This is a genomic window from bacterium (genome assembly GCA_024226335.1).
Classification (GTDB): domain Bacteria; phylum Myxococcota_A; class UBA9160; order SZUA-336; family SZUA-336; genus JAAELY01.
The window spans coordinates 19,364-41,471 of the sequence record JAAELY010000183.1 but is presented as its reverse complement, the minus strand read 5'-3'; the positions used below and the strand labels follow the sequence as shown (position 1 = coordinate 41,471).

The window sequence follows — 22,108 nt, the reverse complement described above, 5'->3', positions numbered from 1 at the left end:
CGTCAGTAGGAGTGCAGCAAGAACGAACGTATTGGGTGGCCAGAACGTTGCGATGTGATCGGGCGGTAGACTCAGAGCCCATCCAAGCTTCGCCCCGCTATAGAAGGCGACCCCAATCAAGATGGCGATCGCCGCCGACTTGGATTTCACGGTCCTCGCCTCCAGCACTCCGGCATCCTCTCTTTGTTCGGCTCTTTCGAGAGGCTCACCGGTAGACACTGACACTCCGGTAGTTCAGCGACGCTCGGGCGGGGGGGGCGTCCCGGAGGTGGAAGCCGCCAGCTCGTGGCTGACCCCCGACGATCGCCTCGCGAAGGCGGGTCGAGCGCCCCGGCGTGAACGACTTGGCGACCACCGGCGTGTCGGACAAACAAGGAAGGGGGTTCTGGGAGCAGGGAAAAGTAAACTGCGTTCTGGCGCACGTCAGAAGATGGGCATCGCCAGAGAGAAAGGTGCCGCGCGCATCTCGAACAATTGGTGTGCCCGTCGCAATCCTGCTTCCAGTACTTGTTCTATCGAGGAGTGGGGGAGATTGCAGATTTCCGTCTCGCGCGTTTTGCCTACCTTAGACCCTTCAGACTCTCGGCTCCTTGAATTGGAGTTGAGATTCTTCTTAGGTAGGGCCCAGTTTCTGGCTGGCAGACGCGTTGGTGCATGAATACCTGTCCCTGGGGGTGTTTAGCCCCAGAGGCTCGCGAAAGGTGCGGGTAGTCGGCGATCCGGCGGAGGTTGCACTTGAAGTGGCCCACGTAGACCGCGTCGAATCGAACCAAGGTCGTAAAGAGCCGCCAATCCGCTTCGGTAATTCGGTCCCCGACGAGATATCGAGGGGTCGACGCTCGCGTTTCCGATCGCATCGAACTCACTGTTGGACATCCGGATGATCTCGCTCGACTCGTTGTTCACGATGGTCTCGTTCTTGCGGTCCCACAAAATGGGAACCGTGACCCGACCCGTATAGGTGGATAGGAAGAATCGCCCCCCTATCTACTTAGTAGGACCGCCCATTATCGGCCGGCACAGATTCGGCAGTCGGAGAATCCGGCGGCTCTCGAACGGGCGCGGGCGGCCGGGCACCTACAAAGGGCCTTCGGAGCGGCGGAAGGACAGCCCGCGAAATTTGTCGAAACACCCGCCTGGCCGTCTTGCGCGCTCTCCGAGTTGCCCGTTTGTCGGGTCTTCGTGCTGCGTATTCAGCGCGATCAGATGCGTCGGTTCTCGTCGCTCCAGTACTGGTCGCGGAGCTTGCGTTTGAAGATCTTCCCGGAGTCTTCCCGCGGAAGCTCCGTCGAAAACTCGATTCGGCGCGGGATCTTGTAGCGCGCGAGCCTTCCTTCCAACGCCAGCTTTATGGAATCGGCGCTCGGGGAGGTTCCCGGTTCAGGCTCGATGATTGCGATCAGTGATTCGCCAAACTCGTCGTCCGGGATGCCGAAGACCGCACAATCGGCGACGCTTTCCACTCCGATCAGGACGGATTCGATCTCCGCGGGGTAGATGTTGACACCGCCCGAGATGACCATGTCTCGCTTGCGATCGCACAGAAACAGGAAGCCGTCCCCGTCCAGGTACCCCATGTCTCCCAGAGTGATCAGACCGGTGCGTTCGATCGCGCGTCGTTCGTCTTCCCGTCCGTGGTAGGTGAACTCGGAGTTCGCTTCGCTGCGCATGAACACCTCGCCTACCTCACCCGATGGCAATTCCTTTCCATCGTCATCGAGGATGCGAATCGTCGAGCCGGGCAGGGCCTTTCCCACGCTACCCGGATGCGCAAGCCATTCTTCACTTCCGCAACCGGCCGCAGGTCCCGACTCGGTACCGCCGTAGAGTTCCCAGATGACCGGGCCCCACCATTCGATCATGGCGCGCTTGACCTCGGGGGCGCAGGGCGCGGCGTTGTGTACGACATTGGTCAGCGAGCTGAGGTCGTAGCGAGTTCGAACCGAATCGGGAAGTCGAAGCAGGCGGTTGAACATCGTGGGCACGAGATTGAGTGAACTGACCTCGTGCTGTTCGATCAATGCCAGTAGCTCTTCGGGGTCGAAGCGGGGCTGGAGTACGACGCGGTCGCCGAGGGCCGCAGCCACGATGGCAAAGGTGTTCGGTGCGATGTGATACATCGGTCCGGTTACCACTGCGCGCATCTGCGGACCGAAGCCGTACAGCTGGGCGCCGATCTTCCGGCCCAGCGACATCTGCTCCGCGTTTGCGGGCTTCCGGCGCACGCCCTTGGGCTGACCCGTTGTACCCGACGTGTAGATCATGGCACCGGGTGAATCGCGGGGCGGCTCTACCCAGTCGGGGAATCCGTCGATCCAGGCGTCCCAGCTCAGGCGGTCCGCTGGAACCTCCGCTCGTTCGGGATCGATACGGTAGGCCTCGCGGATCTCGGTCGGAGTCGGAACGACGAGTACGGTCACGTTTTCGGGAAGGGAGTCTTCGATCTGCGCAAGCAGATCTGCGTGCACGACCAGGGCCTTCGCCCCGGAATCGCGCAGGATGTGCTCGGTCTCCTCGCCCATGTAGTGCCAGTTGATCGGGACCGCGTGAGCGCCCAGGCGACCCGCTGCGAAAGTCGCTTCGAAGAACGGGAAGTCGTTGCGGAGCATGATGGCCACCGCATCGCCCGCGCCGATTCCCAAAGAGTTGAAACCACTCGACGCCTGGCCCGCGCGCTTGAACAAGCGTTCGCGCGTCAGGATCCTTTCCCCGCTGATGATTGAACCGGGCGTCATGATGTCTCGGAACGGATCTCGACAAGACCCTGAGAAACAACCGGGGCTTTGCGGGGGTCGACTGTTTCGAAGCTGAAGGTTCCCGGCGTGTCCGAAGACCAGATCGAAGTTTCGAGTGTTTCGCCCGGAATCACAGGCTGAGCGAAACGCAACGATAGGCGTGCAAGTCGGGTCGGATCGCCGTCGGCCAACTCGTCAATGAGGGCCCGTGAAACGAAGGCCATCGTGCACAGCCCGTGCCCGATGATGCCGGGAAGCCCGGCTCGTCGGGCCGCCCCTTCGTCCAGATGGATCTTCGTGCGATCTCCCGACGCCTCCGAGTAGCGGAACGTCTGGTCGTCGTCGAGTTGTTGCGCAACTCGCGCGATCGGATCGCTTGCCGGAGCCGGGCGCTCGGCGGCGCTCTTTTCGCGGTCGTTGCTCGGAGCGCCCGACGGTCCTCGTACGAATAGCGTGAAGAGCGTCGACTCCACCAACACGCCGTTCTGATTGTGCGAAACCAGGTCCAGCGTGATGGTCTCGCCCGTTCCCTTTGCGCGAATCGACTCAATGCGAGCTGCCGTGGTGATCTCGTCATCCGGGCGGATCGGCGCGTGAAAGCGCATGTCCTGCTCACCGTGGAGGGCGCGTTTGAAGTCGATGCCAAGCTCGGGGTCGCCGATCGCCTGTCCGAGTGCGCGCGGGTGATAGACGACTGGGAACACAGGGGGTGCGATCAGGTCGGGAGCGCCTTCGAAGAATCGAGGATTGAAATCGTTTGTCGCCAGCGCGTACTTCTGGGTCGCTTCGGTGCTGACTCGATAGCGGGTCTCGGGATACGATCGTCCTACGAGTTCGGTATTCATCGGCATGTCAGGAGACCTCACCTTCCGGGCGAAGCCCGTCCGGCGGCCACGGAGCTACGCCGTCTTCGAGCGGTACTTCCAGACTCTTGAGGATCTGCGAGATCATCCGCCAGGCGCCGATGGCGCAAACCAGTTCGAGTTGCTCGGCATCGCTGTGCAGGTGTTTCGCGCACTCGGTCCAGGTCTCTCCTGAGATGGCTCCGTTTTCGAGGGTCTCATCGGTCGCGCGCAGGATGGCTCGGTCGGCATCGGACCAGTGCGTGTGTTTCTGCCAGTCGCGTAGAGCCAGCAGATCGGATTCTTCCACACCGAGCTGTCGTGCGATTCGCCAGTGTTGGGTCCATTCGTAGACCGACCCGGTGGCCCAGCCGATGCGCATGATGATGAGTTCACGCAGGCGTCCATCGAGTGAGCCTTTGAAGAGCAAGGTCATCAAGAGATCGTTCACTCGTTTCGCCAGTTGGGGCTGGCGAAACAGGATGCGGAAGATGCTCAGGTCGGCGACGGCCTCGTGAACATTCATCTTGGAGGCCGCCTGCTTCGCTTCGTCGATCGGAAGCAGGGGAATTCGCGGTTCGCTCATGATTCTCTCCGTTCGGATAGGGGGTCTGAAATGGCTGCGGGTTATGAATCGAGTCGCGCGAGGAAACGATCGATTGCGTCGAGCACAGCTTCGGGTTCTTCCACGTGCACCCAGTGGCCGCAATCGGCAACCGTCACGAGTTCCGCGTCGGGAAATCGCGCCGCGATGATCGAGGATGCCTTGGGTCCCATCGGGTCCTTGTCGCCCACGATCAGCAGGACGGGACAGGTGATGGCCGAAAGCTTGGGTGTCAGCGGATCTTCGTAGAGGCTCTTGAGCGTTCGCGTCACATCGGCGATCCCCTGGGCGTCGCCCTCGATGACCTTATTGCCCCTTCCCCTGTAGATGGCCTGTGCGAGACCCGCGTTGCCGTCCTTCTCGCCGGCCTGCGCGATTCGCTCGTACCAGCCCGCGGTCTTCTCATTGCACTGGCTCGCCGTGCCGATCAGGACCAGGCCAGCGACCTGCTCGGGGTGGCTGAGGGCCGTGGTCATCGAGATGATCCCGCCCATCGAATGTCCGACCAGTACGACCTTCTCCGCTCCGAGTTCGCGAATCGTGGCGGATACGTCGGACGCGAGGTCCTCCCGTCGATAGGGTCCGGGAGGTGCCTCTGACTCTCCGTGTCCGCGCTGGTCGATACAGGCGACGCGTCCCCGCTCCGAGAGCGGTCCGACCAGGCGCTTCCAGATCTCGATGCGATCGACGAGGCCGTGAAGGCAGAGAAAATCCGGAGGACCATTTCCGGCGACGCTCAGGCGCAGCTTGTGGCCGCCGACGTCGATCTTCCGAGTCTCGCTTTCCAAAGGTTGTCCTCCTTGCCAGGTGATGGCGTCAGATTCCGACGAGCGACGCCAGGTGCTCGCGATGATGAAGTGGATCGCCGAACAGAAGCTGGGAACTTCGCGCTCGTTTCAGATAGAGGTGGCAGGAGTGCTCCCAGGTGAAGCCGATGCCGCCGTGGATCTGCAGGTTCTCCTCCGCCGCGCGGGTGTAGACATCGGAGCAGTACGCCTTTGCCATGCTCGCGGCGACGGCCCGTTCGTCGGGCCGATGAGCCGCACAGGCCGCTGCGTAGCGTGCCGCTGACTTCGCCGCTTCGACGCCGATGAGCAGGTCGGCGCACTTGTGCTTGATGGCCTGAAAGGAACCGATGGGTCGGCCGAATTGAATGCGCTCCTGTGCGTATTCGACGGCCATGTCGAGACAGTGCTGCGCTCCTCCAACCTGCTCACAGGCCATCGCGACGACGATTCGCTCGAGCGTGCTTTCGATCGCCGCGAAATCGGCAGCGATCGGCCTGGCCGGTGTCTTCGAGAAGTGCAGCCGCGCGAGCTTGCGCGTAGGGTCCAGCGTCGGGACCGGAGTGCGCTCGAGTCCTGTGGCCGCGCCATCGACATGGAAGAGACCGAGGCCATCGCGGCCGCGGGCGATGACCAGGATCGAGTCCGCCGTGGCACCGTCGACCACCGAGTCCTTCACGCCATTGAGAAGCACCCCATCCCCATCGTCCAGAGCGTCGCAGGCAAGGGTTTCCGGATCGAAGCCGGGCTGGCCCTGCTCCGCAAAGGCCAGTGTCATGCGCGTCTGCCCGGTTGCGATGTCCGGGAGGAGTTCCGCCTGAGCGGCGGAATCTCCGCTTTCGACCAGCGCGCTCGCGGCCATCACCGCAGTCGAAAGGAAGGGGCCGCAGTAGAGCGTGCGCCCCATCTCTTCCAGTACGATCCCGACTTCGACGGCTGTTAGGCCCGCTCCTCCGAACTGCTCGGGGATCAGGAGACCGGGAAGGCCCAGTTCTTCCGCCATCTGGCTCCAAACCTTCTCGTCGAAGCCTTCCTCCGTTTGCATGAGGGCGCGTACGTCTTCTTCGCTCGAGTTCGCGGCCAGGAAGCTGCGCACGAGCTCGCGAAGCTGTTCCTGTTCATCCGTGAATCCCAGTTCGAGCGGTTCGGAGGCGACGGGTTGCGCAGTGGCGGCCGTCATTCCGCATCCCCCTTGCGCAGCGCGGACCAGGCGCGGTCCTTGTCGACGCGGGGCTCACTCGGAAGTCCGAGGATCCGCTCGCCGAGAATATTCCGCATGATCTGTGAGGTTCCGCCCTCGATCGAGGCTGCGCGGCTGCGCAGATACCAATGCATGGCGGCGTCCTGGGGATCGCGCGAGATTCCGCTGGGGCGCCGTAGTTCGTAGCCGGGTGCGTAGGCGAGGCCGTCGCTTCCCAGTACGTCGAGGCAAGCCTCGTAGATCCGCTGGGTCAGCTCCGCAGATGTGAGCTTTCCAACGGCTCCTTCGGGTCCGGGATTTCCCTGTCGCCGCGCCGTTCGTGCTCGGCTCGATGTTATTTCGAGAAGACGGGATTCGATCCAAAGCTGAGTCACCCGATCGCGCTGCACCGCTGTGCGCGCGGCGGAACCCCGGGCGGCCGTTGGCGATTCAGTCCGCTGTTTCCAGATGTCGAGCAGGTGGTCGATCGGTTTTCGGCGGCCAACGCCTTCACCGCCGCCGATTGCAACACGCTCGTTCATCAAGGTCGTGATCGCGACTCGCCAGCCCTGTCCTTCGTTTCCCAGCATCCAATCGTCGGGAATTCGCACGTCGCTCAGGAAGACCTCGTTGAACTCGGCTTCACCCGTGATCTGATGCAGCGGCCGAACTTCGACGCCGGGAGCTTGCATGTCGAGGATGAAGTAGCTGAGGCCGTCGTGCTTGGGTCGTTCCGGGTCCGTGCGCGCAAGTAGCATTCCGAAGCGGGAGACATGCGCAAGCGTTGTCCAGACCTTCTGTCCGTTGACGAGCCACTCTTCGCCCGCGCGCTCGGCCCGCGTTCCGAGTGCGGCGAGGTCGGATCCCGCGCCGGGCTCGCTGAAAAGCTGACACCAGATCTCTTCACCGGTGAAGATCGGCCGCAAGAAGCGCTTTTGAAGCTCTTCGGATGCGTAGGTCAGCAGAGTGGGGGCCGCCATGCCAATGCCGATCAGATTGACGATGGAGTCCCGGTAACGGGTCTTTGTCCGCAGTCGCAGCTCGTCATTGACGACCTGTTGCTGCTTCGGCTGGAATCCGAGCCCCCCGCGCCCTTCCGGGAAATGCACCATACCCAGGCCGTGGTCGAACTGCGCACCTCGGAAGGTCACGCGATCCACGGCGGGATCGTCCGGATGGACCTCCTCGAGGAGAGCGCGGGTGCGTTCCCGCAGTTCTTCGTCGCGAATCTCAGCCATGGCCGGTGCTAGGCGAACTTCACGACGCCCTGGTCGATGACCACGTCGCCGTCCTGATTCTTTGTCTGAAACTGCGCTTCGTTTCCATTGGCCCAGATCGATACGACGAGGTCGTCACCGGGCATGACCGGCTTGGAGAAGCGCGCGTCCATTGCCTTGAAGCGCGCGGGGTCGCCGTCGCATAACGAGTGCAAGAGTGCACGGCCCGTGAAGCCGTAGCTGCAAAGACCGTGCAGGATGGGTCGCTCGAATCCGCCCAGCTTTGCAAACGAAGGATCTGAGTGGAGCGGGTTGCGATCACCCGACAGCCGGTAGATCAGCGGCTGATCTGCCCGGGTCGAGTAGCGAACCTCGTGGTCCGCCTTCTTGCTCGGCAACTCCCAGGTCGGCGAAGGGCCGCGCTCGCCACCCCAGCCCCCTTCTCCGCGCAGGAAGGCGGTCATCTTCGTGCGGAACAGCGGCTTGCCCGTGGCGACGTTGATCGACTCCGAGAGCATCTCCACCGAGGCGGCCTTGCCCTTGTCCCAGATCGCCCCAATCGATCCCGTGCTTTCGATCTCGCCTTCCGCGGGAATCTCGTCGAGCAACTCGATGCCCTGGGCACCGTGGAGCATCAACGCCGCGTTGAAGGACCCGAGCTTGTCGAACGGAACACCGCCTCCGCCCAGAACGACGGCCATGGTCGGCAACACGCGTTGGGGAGTGTCCTTGGTGTTCTCCGTGGTAAAGGCCAGCTCTTCAGTTCCGGCACCGACACCGAGCGCGTACAGGAGTGCGTCTTTGGACTTCCAGGAGCGTCGGACGGGCTCACCCTTTAGGCCGACTGAATCGGGATTGATAGGCATGGAGGGTCTCCTCGTGAAAAGGGGTCTATTTCCTGCGAGTGGAACGTTTCAGGTCACGATCCGGTAGAGGACGGTGCCGCGAGAAGCGATGCGACCGTCGACCGCGCTCGCCACCTCGACGTCGGTCCAGAAAATCGCACCGTCGCGTTGTGCGCAGCGACCATAGGCGACGAGATCGGCCTTCGGGGCGGGCGCGAGGTTCTGGAGCTGCATGGAAACGGTCGAAGCTTTATAACGGCCGGGACCCGATTCGGCCCACGATCCCATGGCGCCGGTCGTATCCAGGAGCGCCAACACGGCGCCTTCGTGCACTCCGCCGGCGAGGTCCGCGTTGTTCTCCGAATAGGGCATGACCAGTCGGGAAGTTCCGCCGGCCATGTGTTCAACAGCGATGCCGCGGTTGCCGATGAACGGAACCTTGCCGATATGCGGGCCCATCGGGCCGGGATCACTTTCCCCGTGATCGCCGCTGGATGCAGCGGTCTCGACGAGTTCCGCGCCCATGCGCCCGCGCACGGTGGTCGTGATGCTCGCGATCTGTTTCCCTTCCGCAGTCTTGACGCCGATTGAAACGAAGCAGAGTTCCTTGCCGCGTCGCAGCAACTCCGCTTCGGCGATCACGTCCTCGCCGATTGCGGCCGCGAGGTAGCTCACCTGCATCTGGGCCGTGTGCCAGGCGCCGGACTCGGGACCGAGCGCAGCGCGCGCCACGGCCTGGCCGCCGATCGCACCGAGTGAGGCGGCACAGCCACCGTGCAGAGCCTTGCCGGGGTTCGAGTTCTCGTCTTGATACGGCAGGATCAAACGCGCGCTCTTCTCGTCGATATGGTCGAGGCGAACGCCCAGAAACTTGCTGTACGGTGAGTTTTCGACCCAGCTGCGGATTTCTTCCATTTACGTGGTCCTTATGCTTCGGGAATCAAGCAGGAGTGAATCGATTCCTCGCCGGGGATCTCCCGGGCCAGGGTGCGAATGGCGAGCTCGGCCTCTCGCAGGTCGAAGTCGTGGGTGTGCATGCGCTCGACCGGGTACTTGCGCGATTCGAGCAGGCGGATCGCGTTGGCGTAGCCCGTACTCGTGACGCCGATCGCACCTTTGATGGTGATTTCCTTCATGACGACCTTGTCTGAAACAAAGCCCGGGACCTCTTTGAAGCCCTTCACCCCGGCGAGTACGACCGTGCCGCCCATGCGCACGTAGTCGAGGGACTGCGCGACGGGCTCGGTGGCGTAAGAAGAGACGTCGACGACCACATCGGCTCCGCGTCCATCGGTGAGTTCCTTGACGCGAGTGCGGACATTCTCGTTTTGGACGTCGATGGTGGCGTGCGCTCCGAACTCGCGCGCGAGCGCGAGCTTCTGGGCGTCGGCTTCGAGCCCGGTGACGATGATCTTCGCTGCACCGGCCTCGCGGCAGGCGAGCACGCTCGCCAGGCCTCGTTGCCCGGGACCCTGAATCAGAACGGTGTCACCCGGGCCGGTTCCCGGAATCTCGACGGCCCAGCGAAAGCCCGCACCCAAAGGATTGAACATCACGGCCGTCGACGCATCGAGGCTCGAGTCGACCTTGTGAACCACACAGTTCGGGTCGAGGTACATGTACTGGGCGTAGGACCCCCAGAGTCCGGGAGCGTCCGAGAGCGGGATGTAGGAGTAGATGCGTCGCGAGTTGCAGAGATGATAGGAACCACCGAGACAAGGGCCGCAGTGGTGGCACGAGAGCATGGTCTCTACGGCAACTCGATCGCCCACGTCCACACCCCAACGCTGCGCCGCACGATCGCCGATCTTGGCGACCACCCCGAGTGGTTCGTGGCCGGGCACGGCCGGCATGGGTGTGCGAAGGACTCCCTCGAACTGCTCGTAATCGCTGCCGCAGATGCCGCAGGCTTCGATTCGAACCAGACCGGAGTCGTCGTCGATCTCCGGTAGCGGAATATCCATGGGCTCGAGGGTGCGAGCGGCCGTCTGCACCATTGCAAGGCTGGTTTTCGGAAGCGTCATGGGGGCTCCATTTTGTTTTTGCGATCGCCTAGCGACCTTCGTAGTTGCCTTCGCGCTTCTGCATCCACGCGGCCATGGCCTCGCGGAAGTCATGTGTGCCGAGGCATTGAGACTGCGCCTCTACCTCGTACTCGAGAGCGGTTTCAAAGTCCCAGGCTGTGGCGCGATTCAAGCCGTTCTTGATCAGGCCGAGCGCGATCGGTGGTTTGGAGGCGAGAACCCGCGCGTAGTCCGCAACGCGAGCCGCGAGTGCGTGATCGGGAACGACCTCGAGCACCAGTCCCAACTCCAGGGCCTGGCGCGCGTCGATCAGAGCGCCATTGAAAGCCAGGTCCTTGGCTCGCTGCAGACCTACCAGGCGCGGTAGCAACCAGGTGCCCGCGTAGTCGAGTGCGAGTCCGCGATTCACGAAGATCTCGCTGAATCGCGCCGACTCCGCAGCAAAGACGATGTCGCAACCGAGCGCCAGGTTGCAGCCCCCGCCTGCGGCCGTGCCGTTTACCGCGGCGATCGTAGGCTTGCCGATCCGGTGAAGGGAGAGCGCGGCGGAAGTGGTCTGGCGCGTCCACTGGGCGCGAGAAACAGGTCCCCCTGCAAGGCGCTCGGCGGCGTCGCCGCCCCCGCTCAGATCCGCTCCCGTGCAAAAAGCCTCACCGGCTCCGGTCAAAATCAGGACCCGATCTTCGGGGTTGGCGGCCACGGCATCGAACTGGGCCCCCAGTGCCTCGAAAAGGGCCGGCGTCAACGAGTTCCGCTTCTCGGGGCGATCGAGCCTGATCGTCACGACCCCACCCTGGCGGCTGACGCGAATGGATGGATCGGGGGGAGAGGAACTCATCAAGTCCAACATAGAAGTTGGACTTACTAAATGCAACAATGGTGTAGGATTTAGCCCAGGAGGGCACAATGAGCGCCAATACGAACGAGCGACCGTTGCGAAGCGACGCCCGAGCCAGTCGCGCGAGTCTTCTGGCCGCTGCGAAGCAGCTCGTCGCAGAAGATGGACTCGATGCACTGACGGTCGTCGCGGTCGCTCAGAGAGCCGGCCTCAATCGGAGCACCGCCTATCAGCACTTCCGGCAACGCGAAGACCTGGTCCACGCGGTCGGGGCGCAATTCGCGCGCGAACTCCGCGAGACGTTCGGCCAGACCCGGGATCTGGGTGATCAGATCGACTTCTTTGCCCACCACTTCCGAGAGAATCCCGACATCGCGCGGATCTGGATGTTCCATCTCCTGAGAGACGACGAAACCGTGTCCAAGCCCGGCTGGGATGAATACGTGTCCGCTCTCGAACGGCTCGCCGATAGCCCGCGCAGCCAGGACGGCATCGACGCTGAGATGTTGTGCGTGATCGGAATGACGTCGGCCCTGGTATGGTCGTTGATGGTTCGTCAGCGATGCACGAGCGAAGATCAGGCCCGCAGCGAGACGAGCCGATTTGCTCGCGAACTCAAACGGCTGTTTCTCCACGGCGCACTGCGCCCCGAACGCTGGCCCGAACTCGCGAACGAGCTCGCGCAGTAGTATGAGGAACCTCTTGCGGCCATGACTTGCCGCGGACGATCTCATTAGAATCACGGAAGAAGGAGTCAACGATGGATTTCGATCTGATGACAGGCGGTCTGACTTGGAAAGAGAGTGCGGAACTCGCCGTCAATCTGGAGTCGGCCGACTTTTCCGGGATGTTGTTCACCGAGGCGGGCAGCGTTCCGTGGATGATGATCCAGGCCGCGGCGATGGCGGCTCCGAAGCTCTCCTTCAGCACCGGTATTGCGGTCGCGTTTCCCCGCAGCCCGATGATCTCGGCACAAGTGGCCTGGGAAATGGCCCAGAACACGGAGGGCCGTTTTCGTCTCGGACTCGGTAGCCAGGTCCGGGGCCACGTCGTGCGTCGTTATGGGGCGATCTTCGACAAACCCGCACCGCAGATGCGCGACTACGTCGGTGCTTTCAAGGCGTGCATTCGCGCGTTTCGAGGTGAGGAGAAGCTCGCGCACGAAGGGCCCTACTACTCGCTGAACCTGCTTCCAGCGCAATGGGCGCCACCGCGCCACGACTTCGAGGACGTGAAGATCGACATCTCCGCGGTAGGGCCGCTCATGTGCCGTGTGGCTGGCGAGCTGTGCGACGGTGTACACGTCCACCCGATGCACTCCGTGCACTACCTGCAGAACCGTCTGCTCCCGTCGGTGGCCGAAGGCGCCGCACGTGCGGGCCGTGGGGTGAACGAGATCGACCTGATCATTCCCGTCTTTGCGATCCCGGGCGATACGCCCGAGGAGCGCGAACGCGGAACTCAGGTTGCGCGCACTCAGATCGGGTTCTACGGCTCGACTCGAAACTACGCCTTCCAGTTCGATGATCTCGGTTTCCCGGGAACGACGGAGAAGCTCGGAAAGATGATGAAGACAGGGGACATCGGGGGCATGGCCAACACCATCACGGACGAGATGCTCTCTCACTTCTCGCTCGCCGCGCGCTGGGACGACATGGCCGACGCATTATTGGAGCGCTACGCGGGGATCGCCACGCGGGTCGTGACCTATCTTGCAATGGACGATCTGAGGCGCAACCCGAAGAACCTGGCGAAGTGGGGAGAGATCGCGAAGGCGCTTCGCAGTGCCTGAGTCGTGTGAGATGGGAGTTTGGGAATGAAGCGCGTTTTCATCGGTCTCGGAGTCGCTGCTCTGATCCTCGTGTGTGTCGTCGTGGTGCGTGCGCTCCCGCATGCGGACGACGCTTCGCAAGCGGCCACGAGCGCGTCGCTCTTCGACGAGCAATCGAGCGCCGCAGCCGTCGAACGCTTCGCCGCGTCGCTTCGATTCGAGACGATCTCACACGCTCGAGAGTCCGGGATCGCTCGCGATGACGCGGCCTTCACGGCGTTCCGCGATTTCCTCGAGCGAAGCTATCCGGGCGTTCACTCGACGCTCGAACGCGAGGTCGTCGGCGATCACGGGCTGTTGTTTCGCTGGAGGGGTACGAACGACGCTCTCGAACCGGCGCTCATGATGGGTCACTTCGACGTCGTACCGATCGATCCCGCGACGCTCGAAGGCTGGACGCACCCGCCGTTCGCAGGGACGGTGGACGCGGGCTATATCTGGGGACGCGGATCTTTCGACGACAAGCTCAGCGTCATCGGACCGCTCGAAGCTGCCGAGGTGTTGATTGCAGCGGGCTTCCGGCCGACTCGAACGCTCTACCTGTGGAGCGGTGCGGATGAAGAACTCGGGGGCCGAGAAGGCGCGGCCGTTCTGGCGGAGCGCTTTCGCGCCGCCGGTCAGCGTCTGGCGCTCGTACTCGACGAGGGAGGCGCCGTCATCTCGGGACTGGTTCCGGGAATGGAGCGCCCGATGGTGGCCGTTGGTGTGGCCGAGAAGGGCTCCCTGAGTGTGGAGCTGATCGTAGAAAGCGAAGGTGGACACTCGTCCATGCCAGTCGGCGATTCGACGATCGGCATCCTCGCCGCCGCGATTGGTCGACTCGAGCGCAATCCCATGCCGGCGCGCGTCGAGGGCTACCTCGGAGCGACTTTCGACGCAGTGACTCCGCACGTCTCCTTTCCCGCACGAGTCGTCCTGGCGAATCAGTGGTTGTTCGGTTGGCCTATCAAGGCCGTTCTCTCGAGACAGGACCGCTTCTCTGCGATGGTGCGAACGACGACCGCACCGACGATCTTTCAAGCCGGTGTGAAGCAGAACGTGTTGCCGACGCACGCTCGCGCGATCGTGAACTTCCGCATCTTTCCCGGCGATACGGGAGAGTCGGTGATCGAGCACGTGCGGCGCACGGTAGACGACGAGCGCGTCGCGATCGGGGCCCAGAGCATGCGCACCGAGCCTTCGCCCGTTTCGAAGCTCGATGGCCCGGGGGGGCGACTCTTCGCTGAGGCGATCCATCAGTCCTACGGTGATGTACCGATCGCTCCCATTCTGATTCCCGGTGGCACCGATGCTCGCTACTTCCGCGACCTCAGCGATGCCGTCTTCGGATTTTCCGGCGTTCGCGTGGGTCCCGAAGACGTCCGCCGAGCTCACGGTATCGACGAGCGGATCCGTCTCGACGGATTCGCGACCGGTCTCGATTTCTACGCGAAGCTGCTGCGGATTCTAGGCGAGGGAAACTAACCCGCTGCTCTGCTATGCGCGAAGCTTGCGCCAGGCTACGCTTGCGAGCAGGGCCCACAACGGCGCTATCCCGAATGGACCGGTGTCTGTAACTCCGAACCCCGAGGCCGCGGCGGGTGGGGTGAAGGCGGTGTTGTCATTCACCAGGGTGATCACTTCACTGATGGTGGCGAAGCGGTATCCCTCGAACTCCTGCCCCGCTCCAAACTTTCCCGAAATGTCTGTGTACGCTCGGCCTGTCGAGTACGGGACATCCAACCAGTCCAGGCCCGTGGCGGTATCACGCGTAAGTGAATTGGCGCCAAAGTTGATATCTGTTGCGGTTTCGAGAACGGCAAAGGCGGGGAGTGGTAAGAGCCCGGCCATCAATACCAAACAGGTCATCATGAAGCTCGGGAGGTTGCCGCCAAGCATCTCTGTCTCCTTTAGCCCGCCTATCGATTAAACGGAAGTCGTATCGCGAATTCTGTCCCATGGTCAATGCGATGACAACTTCTCCGAGTTCGACTCCAGGAGAACCACGCCATATTGCGTAACGCGATTCGCCTTTGTTTCGGTGACCGCTTGCAGATACGCCCCGGCGGTGGCAGAGCCGGCCCCGGGGTCGCGGACTCAGCTGCGAAACTCGCCCGGAGCCTTGCCTGTCCACCTGCGAAAGGCCTTGCGGAAGTTTGCGGCCTCGCCGTAGCCCACCAGTTGAGCGATCTGTTCGACGGTGAGGAACGAGTTTTTCAGGTAGTCCAGCGCCAGGTCTCTTCTCACCTGATCGAATAACTCCTGATAGGTCACGCCGTCTGCACTCAGGTGTCGGCGCAAGCTGCGTACGCTCATGCCCAGAGCGGCTGCGACATCCGCCATGGCCGGGAAGTGGCCCGGGGTTTCGAGCAGCTTTTCCCGAATCTGCAGGACCAGGTTGCCCTGGTCCTTTGCGGCGTGGAGTCGCTCGCATTGATGACGGCAGATCTCCGCCATCTCCTGGTTGGAGAACTTGAGCCTGGCCTCTAGATGGCGGGCCGCGAATTGAATGCTGGTGTGGGGTGCATCGAATTCCGGTCGGCAGCCGAATATGGCCGGGTAACGTTCGGAGTGCGGTGGCTCGTGGTAGCTCAGGCTCAATCGCGAAAGAGCCACCGGCTCTTCCAATACCACGCCTGCGATGGCAGCGGTGCAGGCGAGAGTGGCTTCATAGGCGAAGATCTCGAAGTTTCCCAAGGGAGCGGATTCGACCGCCCGCGCCTGGATGTACGGCGGCACGCTCTCGAACTCGAAGCTGATCACCGGGTCGAAGATCGCGTAGTAGCGGCTCACGAACTCGATCGCCTGGCCCAGATCCCGCGCGCTGAGCAGGGCGTATCCCAGGATGCCGAAATCAGAAATTCGCCCTCGAAGACCGTAGTCCAGGCCGAGACCGTGATCGCCCGTGACGCGCAGCGCCTCGGTCACCAATGCGGCGAACTGAGCCAGCGTCACGCGGCCTTCGCTCTTCTGCAAAAGACCGGGGTCGATCGCGCAGTGTCGGAGTATCGGATCGGACGAAAACCCTTTTTCGTCCAGTAGTTCCGCGAAGCGCAGGACCCAGCTACTGGGAACACTCGCCACGGCGGGGTCCGCCGATTCCCGGGTCCCATCGCCGGACCACTGCTCAGTTTTTCTGGTGTTGTTCCCTGCCACGGCGTCTCGGCGACTAGATTACCGCGAAATTGGCCGGATCGACCCCCTCGGCTGGCCGATTGCAACCTTTTCGGTCTCGGCTGGGGAGCATAGATTGAAGGCTCACCTGCCAATCGTGCCGGATCCGACCCACGGAAGACCCGGCGCGTGGCCAGAGCCATCATCGGAGTGAATCGTGGAATTCGGCATGCTTCATCTGTTCGAGAACCCCATCAACAAGACCGAACGGGAGATCATCAAAGAGCAGATGGAGTTGATGACCGTGGCCGAGAGCCTGGGCTTCGACTCGACCTGGCCTGCAGAGCATCACTTCTCGGAGTACGGTTTCTGCGGCTCTCCCCAACTCAGTCTGGCGGCGATTGCAGAACGAACCTCTCGCATCCGGCTGGGCACCGGCGTCGTGGTCCTGCCCTTCCATCACCCGCTTCGTGTCGCCGAGGACTTCGCGTTTCTCGACCAGTTGAGCGATGGCCGGGTCACTCTGGGTCTGGGACGTGGCTATCAGCCACTCGAGTACCGGGGCTTCCAGGTCGACCAGACCGCATCCAGGGAGATCTTCAGCGAGGGCGTCGAGATCATCCGCCAGGCGTGGACGCAGGAGAGAGTCAACTTCAAGGGGACTCACTACTGCATCGAGGATCTCGAGGTTCGGCCACATCCGTATCAGAAGCCGACGCCGCCCATGTATTCGGCGGTCCTGTCGCCGGAGTCCTTCCGCATGGCGGGGCGAACCGGAATGAACCTGATGATGTCCGCTGCATTCGGCGCGACTCCAAAACAGGCACAAACCGGTATTGCCGAGTACCGGGCCGGCCGCGAAGAAGCCGGCCTCGACCCCATGGGTGGCAAGGTCGCGTGTTTGTTGATGGTGTACGTGGCCGACTCGGTCGATCGCGCACACAAGGAATTCAAGGATCCCGTCGAGTGGTACTACAAGACGATCGCGAAGTACGTGGCCAACAAAGGCCAGGTCGTGAAGGGTTACGAGATGTACAGCAAGACCCAGGCGCTCGCGGGCAGTCTCACCTTCGAGTCCCTCCTGGGGGGCACTTCGATGGTGTGCGGTGATGTCGACCATTGCGCCGAGCGGTTGAGCACTCTCGCGGAGTCTTATGGATTCGACGAGCTGCTGATCTGGACGCGCCTGGGCGGGCTGGAGACGAAGAAGGTGTTGCGCTCCATGGAGCTGCTGTCGGATTCGGTCATGCCAAAGGTGCGCAAGATCCGGAATTCGTAGCTTGAGATCCCGGCGCGGGGTTGGATCAGTCGCCGAGGTTCTGCTTGATGCGTTCGATCGCCTCTTCGACCTGATCGCGCTTGCCGAAAGCCGATAGGCGCAGGAAACCCTCGCCCGAGGCGCCGAAACCGGCGCCCGGGGTTCCCACCACGTGCGCGTCGTTCAAAAGCCGGTCGAACAGATCCCAGGAACCCTGGCCTTCGGGAGTCTTGATCCAGGCGTAGGGTGCGTTCTCGGCTCCGTAAACCGTGAGCCCGATCGCCTCCATGCCTTCGCGAATCAACCGGGCGTTGCGCATGTAGTAGTCGATGTTCGCGCGCAGTTCCTTCTTGCCGTGATCGCTATAGCAAGCACTCGCTCCCACCTGAACCGGGTAGGACGCGCCATTGAATTTGGTCGCCTGGCGTCGGGCCCAGAGCGAGTGAAGTTCCACGTTCTCGCCCGAAGCCGAACGGCCGACCAGTTCGCGCGGTACCACGACGTAGCCGCAACGCACACCGGTAAAGCCGGCCATCTTCGAGTAGCTGCGGAACTCGATCGCGACTTCGCGCGCGCCCGGGATCTGGAAAATCGAGTGGGGAATTTCCGGGTCGCTGATGTAGGCCTCGTAGGCACCGTCGAAGAGGATCACCGCAGAATTCTCGCGCGCCCAATCGACCCAGCATTTCAGGGTCGCGCGATCGGCGCAGGTGCCGGTGGGATTGTTCGGGTAGCACAGGTAGACGATGTCGACTGGCCGTGAAGGCAGTTCGGGATTGAAGCCATTGGCCTCGGTGCAGGGAAGATAGAGGACCCCTGCGTAGGCTCCGTCGTCGTCGGCCGCTCCGGTGCGGCCCGCCATGACGTTGGTGTCGACGTAGACCGGGTAGACCGGGTCGGTGACCGCCAACGTCGCATCGCTGGCGAAAATCTCCTGGATGTTTCCGCTGTCGCACTTCGAGCCATCGGAAACGAAAATCTCGTCGACCGATACGTCTACACCCAGAGCCTTGTAGTCGTGCTCTACGATTGCTTCGCGCAGGAAATCGTAGCCCTGGTCGGGACCGTAGCCGCGGAAGCTCTCTTCGCTGCCCAGTTCGTCGACGGCGCGATGCATGGCGTCGCGCACCGCCAGCGGCAAGGGCAGCACCACATCGCCGATGCCCAGACGGATCAGTTTGGCTTGGGGGTTTCGGTCCTGCACTTCTTTCACGCGCCGCCCGATTTCCGGAAAGAGATAACCCGCGGCGAGTTTCAGGTAGTTGTCGTTGATGCGGGCCATGGCTTTCCTCTCGGGTAGGGATCTTCTCGCGCGGTCGTTCAGCGGCCGACAGTCTGCAGGATCAGGCGTGCAATGTCCGGTAACTGGCCAATCGGCTCGGTCACGTGTACCTCGATACCGGCGTGTCGGGTCGCGGCGCTTTCGACCAGGCGCGGTATGTCCTCGCTCAAATGCAGCCCCGGAACGAGAAAGAGCGGATGCACCCAGATTTCCGTGACTCCATCGGCAACCGCCCGATCCACGGCGGAATGGATCGAGGGCTCGGCCAGTTCCATGTGTGCGGCGTAGACGCGAATTCCGGGCTCGAGTTCGCGCACGAGGGCCGCGATTCCCTCCAGGTGCTCGTGCGCCTCGGGGCGGCGGCTTCCGTGATCCACGATCAATAACGCGCGCAAAACGACTCCCGCGGCCCCAGTATTCGGCCGTCACGTTGAGATCTTCGTGAATGCGCACGGCGCAGGCCAGAGCATAGAAGATATCCGCCGCTCGAACCGACCCGATCGGGGTCTTCTACGGAATCGAGTGAGTTTCTTCGCGGCCTGCTAGGATTCATTCGATGTCTACCGCCGGTATCATGATCATCGGAAACGAGATCCTCAGCGCCAAGGTAGAGGACGAGAACGCTCCCTATCTGCTGAAGGCCCTGCGCCAACAGGGGGTGGACGTCGAGCGCGTACTCGTGATCGCCGACGTAGTCGACACGATCGCCCGCGAAGTCCTCGCGTTTTCCGAGAACTACGACTACGTCCTGACATCGGGCGGTGTGGGGCCGACGCACGACGATGTGACCATGGAGTCGATCGCCAAGGCTTTCGGCACCAAGCTCGTGATCCACGAACGCATGGAAGTCCTTCTTCGCGATGCGCTCAAAGGCGCCGAACCGAACGAGAGCCAGTTGAAGATGTGTCAGATGCCCGAGGGATCGACACTGATCGAGAGCGGCGACCTCTGGTTTCCCCTGGTCTGCATGCGCAACGTTTACATCTTTCCGGGTATTCCGCGCTTGCTTCAGGCCAAGTTCGAATCGGCGCGCGATCGCTTCAAAGGCCGTCAGGTGTTCTTGCGCCGTGTGTTCGTCACTTGCATCGAGAGCGATATCGCCCAGGACCTGCACGATCTACTCGAGGACTTCCCGGAGTTGATGCTCGGCAGCTATCCGCGTGTGACCGACACCGACTACCGCACCATGTTGACGCTCGAATCGCGCGACAAGAGCTATCTGACGCGCGCCGTCGATGCGCTGGTCGAGAAAATTCCCGAAGGCGCTCTCCTACGCGTGGAGTAGCGACCGGTAGCGCGAGCAGTTCTGCGCCACGGCGATCGGGCTAGACCAAAGCCTTGGAGTTCTCGCGCACCGTGAAGATGGCGAGGCGCTTGCCGGCGATCATGTGGTTGGCGACTGCGACCTGGGCCGGTACGAAGTCGCCATTGGGCCGCGCGAAGATCAGTTCGAGGGGGGCCGATTCCTCACCCGCGTCGAGGCGCGATTCGAGTTGTTCGAAGCACTGCTGATCCTGGGGCGCGATGAACTGGGACAGCGTCGATTCGAGCAGTTTCTGGGCAGAGATTCCAAAAAGGGCCTCGGCTGCTGGATTGACGTCGAAAATTCTGCTCGTGTCGAGGTTGAGCGCGATGAACGAGTCGGAGATGCGATCGATCGCGCCGCGCACGCGCTTTCCCGCATTGGGCGTGCGGCGTTTGCGGCTTCGCTTGGGGCGATTGGACTCGCTGGGCTGCATGATGCGGCGCACACCCGTACGGAAACGCGATTCCATGTCGCGAAGCGCCTCGGCAACTTCGGGCGCTGGGTCGCACTCGCACGCGACCTCGACCGCCTTGCTCACGGCCAGTTCGAGCGAAGTCGATGAATTGCCACCCAGACCGTCGAGAGAAGGTCGGGCCGTGTCGAGGCTGATGCTGGCCAGACGGCAATACGTGCGAAAACGTCGCACGATCTCGCTGCGCGTTTCCGGCGGTGGCTCGGAACGACCCAGACGGCGATTCACTTCTGCTTCTATCGCCGAGCGATAGCGCTCCATATGGAGCACCGCCGCTCGCAATGCTGCTCTCTCACCCATCCCCATAGAGAGTAGTCGAATAACAGTTTCTCGTCGGGTGGACCAGTCGCATTTCTGTCTGTAGGCTCGTTTGCGGTGATCTGGCTGGCCTATGCACACCCCATCGCGATGCTCGCCGTCCTTGTGTTGGGGTTGTGGGTGCTGCGGGAAGGTCTGCGCATCCGCCGGGCAGGGCTCACCCACCGGAAGGTGGATTCCGGTCGCCACGCCCGTCGGGCGCGGCTGTTTGCGGCTCTTCTGATCCTGGGTTGCGCGGCGGGTCTGGCCTCGCAGGCCTGGCTGCGCGAGAAGCCGGTCCTGGAATCCGTCCATTCCTGGCTGGTCGGCGGGACGCTTCTGGCCATTTCGATCACAGCGACGCTGGGCCTGCGGCTGGAGGGGCAGCCGGAAAAGCGCGGTTTCCGCACGGTTCACGCGCTTCTGGGATCTCTCGGAATGCTCCTGGCGCTGGCTGCGGCCGTGGCGGGCTGGTCGATCCTGCCCTGAGCCAGGCGTTCAGTTGGCCTGCGGTGAGCCTTCGCGGGTGACCTTGGTGATGAACGCCCGCACCTCTGGATTCGTCAGCAGGCGCAGCGAATCGCCGCTGGCCAGCGCGGCCTGAATTTCCGGATTTGCGGCCAGTACCTGGAGCTCCGGGTCATTGCGCAGCGCTTCGAGTTTGGGGCCGATCTGCAGGAGGGCATCGCGACTGGTGGCCCGGAACGCGGCCGGATCCTCGCGCGCCTCCTCGCTGATCAGGCCCAGGTCGGCGAGCTTGCCGCGCAAGTTGGAATCGTGGGAGATCGAGCGAAAGCTACCGCGATTGAGCGCCTGGTCGACCGCGCCCGTCGACACGTACTGCCAGAAAAGCTCGTCGTTCTGGAGGCTTGCAACCTGGGGGCTCTCCACGAACTCCCGCAGACTCTCCATGGTCTCGGCGGGTCGCGCAGCTAGATTCGCGGTGATTCTCGCTTCGGGCGAATCGCCCATCGCGGCCGACGTCGCCGCTTCGACCACCTCGCTGGTGATTCCGGTCAGCACCGACTCGCGCGGCGACTCGAAGCCCGGACCGGCCGACGTCGGAGAAGTGGGATCGGCATTGAGTGTCTGGGCGACCTGCAACCAGTTGCCGAGTACGCCCAGGAGCAACACGAGCAGTGCGCCCTGAAATCCGCCGATCAGGCCGCCGCCCAGACGATCGATGGCACTGCGCCCTTCTTCGGCAACGCGTGCCCGATCGCCGCGCAGGATCATCGACGAGATCACGGAGAGTACGAGGCCGGCGATGACGAAGGAGCCGCAACCCGCAATGACAGACCCGATCCACCCGCTCATTCCCAGTTGCTGGCCGACCATATCGCCGAGCGACACGCTCGCGAAGTACGAAATGACGTAGGCCAGGATCAGGTTTGTCAGACGCAGCACGCCGGCAAGCGTGCCGCGGATCAGACCCAGGATCACGAAGATGACCAGGATTCCCAGTGCGATTGAGTCGATCAACATCGTTTCGGCCTATC

At 62.7% G+C, this 22,108-nt stretch carries 22 protein-coding genes and 1 pseudogene; 6 read left to right on the top strand and 17 right to left on the bottom strand.

The genetic code is table 11. From position 1 onward, the window contains the following. Positions 1-560 precede the first annotated feature (560 nt). The 11 genes and pseudogenes from GY725_09240 to GY725_09190 all read right to left on the bottom strand — a co-directional run bounded on the left by GY725_09240 (position 561) and on the right by GY725_09190 (position 11,070). Positions 561-960, bottom strand: a pseudogene (locus GY725_09240) (hypothetical protein). A gap of 242 nt (positions 961-1,202) precedes the next feature. Continuing rightward, complete coding sequence (locus GY725_09235; GenBank protein ID MCP4004366.1) at positions 1,203-2,735, bottom strand: AMP-binding protein; 1,533 nt, start codon at positions 2,733-2,735, stop codon at positions 1,203-1,205. Beyond that, on the bottom strand, positions 2,732-3,586 hold the full coding sequence (locus GY725_09230; protein MCP4004365.1) for a dehydratase: 855 nt from the start codon (positions 3,584-3,586) through the stop codon (positions 2,732-2,734). The genes GY725_09235 and GY725_09230 overlap by 4 nt, the downstream gene beginning before the upstream one ends. Before the next feature lies 1 nt (position 3,587). Continuing rightward, positions 3,588-4,163 (bottom strand): carboxymuconolactone decarboxylase family protein, encoded by a 576-nt coding sequence (locus tag GY725_09225; protein ID MCP4004364.1) that lies wholly within the window; start codon positions 4,161-4,163, stop codon positions 3,588-3,590. A gap of 41 nt (positions 4,164-4,204) precedes the next feature. Then, positions 4,205-4,969, bottom strand: a complete 765-nt coding sequence (locus tag GY725_09220) for an alpha/beta hydrolase (protein ID MCP4004363.1) — start codon at positions 4,967-4,969, stop codon at positions 4,205-4,207. Between the two features lie 28 nt (positions 4,970-4,997). Next, the gene (locus GY725_09215) at positions 4,998-6,146 is read right to left on the bottom strand and encodes an acyl-CoA/acyl-ACP dehydrogenase (protein ID MCP4004362.1); all 1,149 of its coding nucleotides are present in this window, start codon (positions 6,144-6,146) and stop codon (positions 4,998-5,000) included. After that, positions 6,143-7,384: an acyl-CoA dehydrogenase gene (locus tag GY725_09210; GenBank protein ID MCP4004361.1), complete on the bottom strand. Its 1,242-nt coding sequence runs from the start codon at positions 7,382-7,384 to the stop codon at positions 6,143-6,145. Before GY725_09210 ends, GY725_09215 begins: the two co-directional genes overlap by 4 nt. 8 nt (positions 7,385-7,392) lie before the next feature. Then, entirely contained in the window at positions 7,393-8,229 is an 837-nt protein-coding gene (locus GY725_09205; GenBank protein MCP4004360.1) for an enoyl-CoA hydratase, read from the bottom strand. 48 nt (positions 8,230-8,277) lie between these two features. After that, complete coding sequence (locus GY725_09200; protein ID MCP4004359.1) at positions 8,278-9,123, bottom strand: PaaI family thioesterase; 846 nt, start codon at positions 9,121-9,123, stop codon at positions 8,278-8,280. 11 nt (positions 9,124-9,134) lie between these two features. Further along, positions 9,135-10,232, bottom strand: coding sequence for an alcohol dehydrogenase catalytic domain-containing protein (locus GY725_09195; protein ID MCP4004358.1), 1,098 nt, complete (start codon positions 10,230-10,232; stop codon positions 9,135-9,137). A 28-nt stretch (positions 10,233-10,260) separates the two neighbouring features. Further along, positions 10,261-11,070: a hypothetical protein gene (locus tag GY725_09190; protein MCP4004357.1), complete on the bottom strand. Its 810-nt coding sequence runs from the start codon at positions 11,068-11,070 to the stop codon at positions 10,261-10,263. A 68-nt stretch (positions 11,071-11,138) separates the two neighbouring features. Between GY725_09190 and GY725_09185 the strand changes: the two genes are divergently transcribed. The 3 genes from GY725_09185 to GY725_09175 all read left to right on the top strand — a co-directional run bounded on the left by GY725_09185 (position 11,139) and on the right by GY725_09175 (position 14,365). Further along, positions 11,139-11,759 carry a helix-turn-helix transcriptional regulator gene (locus GY725_09185; protein ID MCP4004356.1) on the top strand — a complete coding sequence of 207 codons (621 nt, stop codon included), beginning with the start codon at positions 11,139-11,141 and terminating at the stop codon, positions 11,757-11,759. A 71-nt stretch (positions 11,760-11,830) separates the two neighbouring features. Further along, positions 11,831-12,862, top strand: a complete 1,032-nt coding sequence (locus tag GY725_09180; GenBank protein ID MCP4004355.1) for a TIGR03617 family F420-dependent LLM class oxidoreductase — start codon at positions 11,831-11,833, stop codon at positions 12,860-12,862. A gap of 24 nt (positions 12,863-12,886) precedes the next feature. Continuing rightward, the gene (locus GY725_09175) at positions 12,887-14,365 is read left to right on the top strand and encodes a M20/M25/M40 family metallo-hydrolase (GenBank protein MCP4004354.1); all 1,479 of its coding nucleotides are present in this window, start codon (positions 12,887-12,889) and stop codon (positions 14,363-14,365) included. A 12-nt stretch (positions 14,366-14,377) separates the two neighbouring features. Here the strand turns inward: GY725_09175 and GY725_09170 are convergent, their stop codons facing one another. Both GY725_09170 and GY725_09165 read right to left on the bottom strand, forming a co-directional pair. Beyond that, positions 14,378-14,779 carry a hypothetical protein gene (locus tag GY725_09170; protein ID MCP4004353.1) on the bottom strand — a complete coding sequence of 134 codons (402 nt, stop codon included), beginning with the start codon at positions 14,777-14,779 and terminating at the stop codon, positions 14,378-14,380. 198 nt (positions 14,780-14,977) lie between these two features. Next, positions 14,978-15,964, bottom strand: a complete 987-nt coding sequence (locus tag GY725_09165) for an AraC family transcriptional regulator (GenBank protein ID MCP4004352.1) — start codon at positions 15,962-15,964, stop codon at positions 14,978-14,980. A 247-nt stretch (positions 15,965-16,211) separates the two neighbouring features. Between GY725_09165 and GY725_09160 the strand changes: the two genes are divergently transcribed. Further along, positions 16,212-17,273 carry an LLM class flavin-dependent oxidoreductase gene (locus GY725_09160; protein ID MCP4004351.1) on the top strand — a complete coding sequence of 354 codons (1,062 nt, stop codon included), beginning with the start codon at positions 16,212-16,214 and terminating at the stop codon, positions 17,271-17,273. Positions 17,274-17,298: 25 nt separating this feature from the next. Here GY725_09160 and GY725_09155 read toward each other — a convergent pair whose 3' ends face one another. Both GY725_09155 and GY725_09150 read right to left on the bottom strand, forming a co-directional pair. After that, on the bottom strand, positions 17,299-18,534 hold the full coding sequence (locus tag GY725_09155) for an LL-diaminopimelate aminotransferase (GenBank protein ID MCP4004350.1): 1,236 nt from the start codon (positions 18,532-18,534) through the stop codon (positions 17,299-17,301). A gap of 38 nt (positions 18,535-18,572) precedes the next feature. After that, the gene (locus GY725_09150; GenBank protein ID MCP4004349.1) at positions 18,573-18,929 is read right to left on the bottom strand and encodes a hypothetical protein; all 357 of its coding nucleotides are present in this window, start codon (positions 18,927-18,929) and stop codon (positions 18,573-18,575) included. A gap of 161 nt (positions 18,930-19,090) precedes the next feature. On the opposite strand from GY725_09150, the gene GY725_09145 reads away from it, so the two are divergent. Continuing rightward, on the top strand, positions 19,091-19,819 hold the full coding sequence (locus GY725_09145) for a competence/damage-inducible protein A (protein ID MCP4004348.1): 729 nt from the start codon (positions 19,091-19,093) through the stop codon (positions 19,817-19,819). Positions 19,820-19,859: 40 nt separating this feature from the next. On the opposite strand, the gene GY725_09140 is transcribed toward GY725_09145, so the two are convergent. Further along, complete coding sequence (locus tag GY725_09140) at positions 19,860-20,612, bottom strand: PAS domain S-box protein (protein ID MCP4004347.1); 753 nt, start codon at positions 20,610-20,612, stop codon at positions 19,860-19,862. A 75-nt stretch (positions 20,613-20,687) separates the two neighbouring features. Here GY725_09140 and GY725_09135 point away from each other — a divergent pair, with 75 nt between their 5' ends. Continuing rightward, a complete protein-coding gene (locus GY725_09135) occupies positions 20,688-21,098 on the top strand; it encodes a DUF4079 family protein (GenBank protein ID MCP4004346.1) in 411 nt (136 codons plus the stop codon). A gap of 9 nt (positions 21,099-21,107) precedes the next feature. On the opposite strand, the gene GY725_09130 is transcribed toward GY725_09135, so the two are convergent. Next, complete coding sequence (locus tag GY725_09130; GenBank protein MCP4004345.1) at positions 21,108-22,094, bottom strand: CvpA family protein; 987 nt, start codon at positions 22,092-22,094, stop codon at positions 21,108-21,110. Between the last annotated feature and the right edge of the window lie 14 nt (positions 22,095-22,108).

Coding starts and splice junctions, on each gene's coding strand:
- GY725_09235 (MCP4004366.1), bottom strand. CDS start 2,735: ATGACGCCCGGTTCAATCATCAGCGGGGAAAGGATCCTGACGCGCGAA.
- GY725_09230 (MCP4004365.1), bottom strand. CDS start 3,586: ATGCCGATGAATACCGAACTCGTAGGACGATCGTATCCCGAGACCCGC.
- GY725_09225 (MCP4004364.1), bottom strand. CDS start 4,163: ATGAGCGAACCGCGAATTCCCCTGCTTCCGATCGACGAAGCGAAGCAG.
- GY725_09215 (MCP4004362.1), bottom strand. CDS start 6,146: ATGACGGCCGCCACTGCGCAACCCGTCGCCTCCGAACCGCTCGAACTG.
- GY725_09210 (MCP4004361.1), bottom strand. CDS start 7,384: ATGGCTGAGATTCGCGACGAAGAACTGCGGGAACGCACCCGCGCTCTC.
- GY725_09205 (MCP4004360.1), bottom strand. CDS start 8,229: ATGCCTATCAATCCCGATTCAGTCGGCCTAAAGGGTGAGCCCGTCCGA.
- GY725_09200 (MCP4004359.1), bottom strand. CDS start 9,123: ATGGAAGAAATCCGCAGCTGGGTCGAAAACTCACCGTACAGCAAGTTT.
- GY725_09195 (MCP4004358.1), bottom strand. CDS start 10,232: ATGACGCTTCCGAAAACCAGCCTTGCAATGGTGCAGACGGCCGCTCGC.
- GY725_09190 (MCP4004357.1), bottom strand. CDS start 11,070: ATGAGTTCCTCTCCCCCCGATCCATCCATTCGCGTCAGCCGCCAGGGT.
- GY725_09185 (MCP4004356.1), top strand. CDS start 11,139: ATGAGCGCCAATACGAACGAGCGACCGTTGCGAAGCGACGCCCGAGCC.
- GY725_09180 (MCP4004355.1), top strand. CDS start 11,831: ATGGATTTCGATCTGATGACAGGCGGTCTGACTTGGAAAGAGAGTGCG.
- GY725_09175 (MCP4004354.1), top strand. CDS start 12,887: ATGAAGCGCGTTTTCATCGGTCTCGGAGTCGCTGCTCTGATCCTCGTG.
- GY725_09170 (MCP4004353.1), bottom strand. CDS start 14,779: ATGCTTGGCGGCAACCTCCCGAGCTTCATGATGACCTGTTTGGTATTG.
- GY725_09155 (MCP4004350.1), bottom strand. CDS start 18,534: ATGGCCCGCATCAACGACAACTACCTGAAACTCGCCGCGGGTTATCTC.
- GY725_09145 (MCP4004348.1), top strand. CDS start 19,091: ATGTCTACCGCCGGTATCATGATCATCGGAAACGAGATCCTCAGCGCC.
- GY725_09140 (MCP4004347.1), bottom strand. CDS start 20,612: ATGGGTGAGAGAGCAGCATTGCGAGCGGCGGTGCTCCATATGGAGCGC.
- GY725_09130 (MCP4004345.1), bottom strand. CDS start 22,094: ATGTTGATCGACTCAATCGCACTGGGAATCCTGGTCATCTTCGTGATC.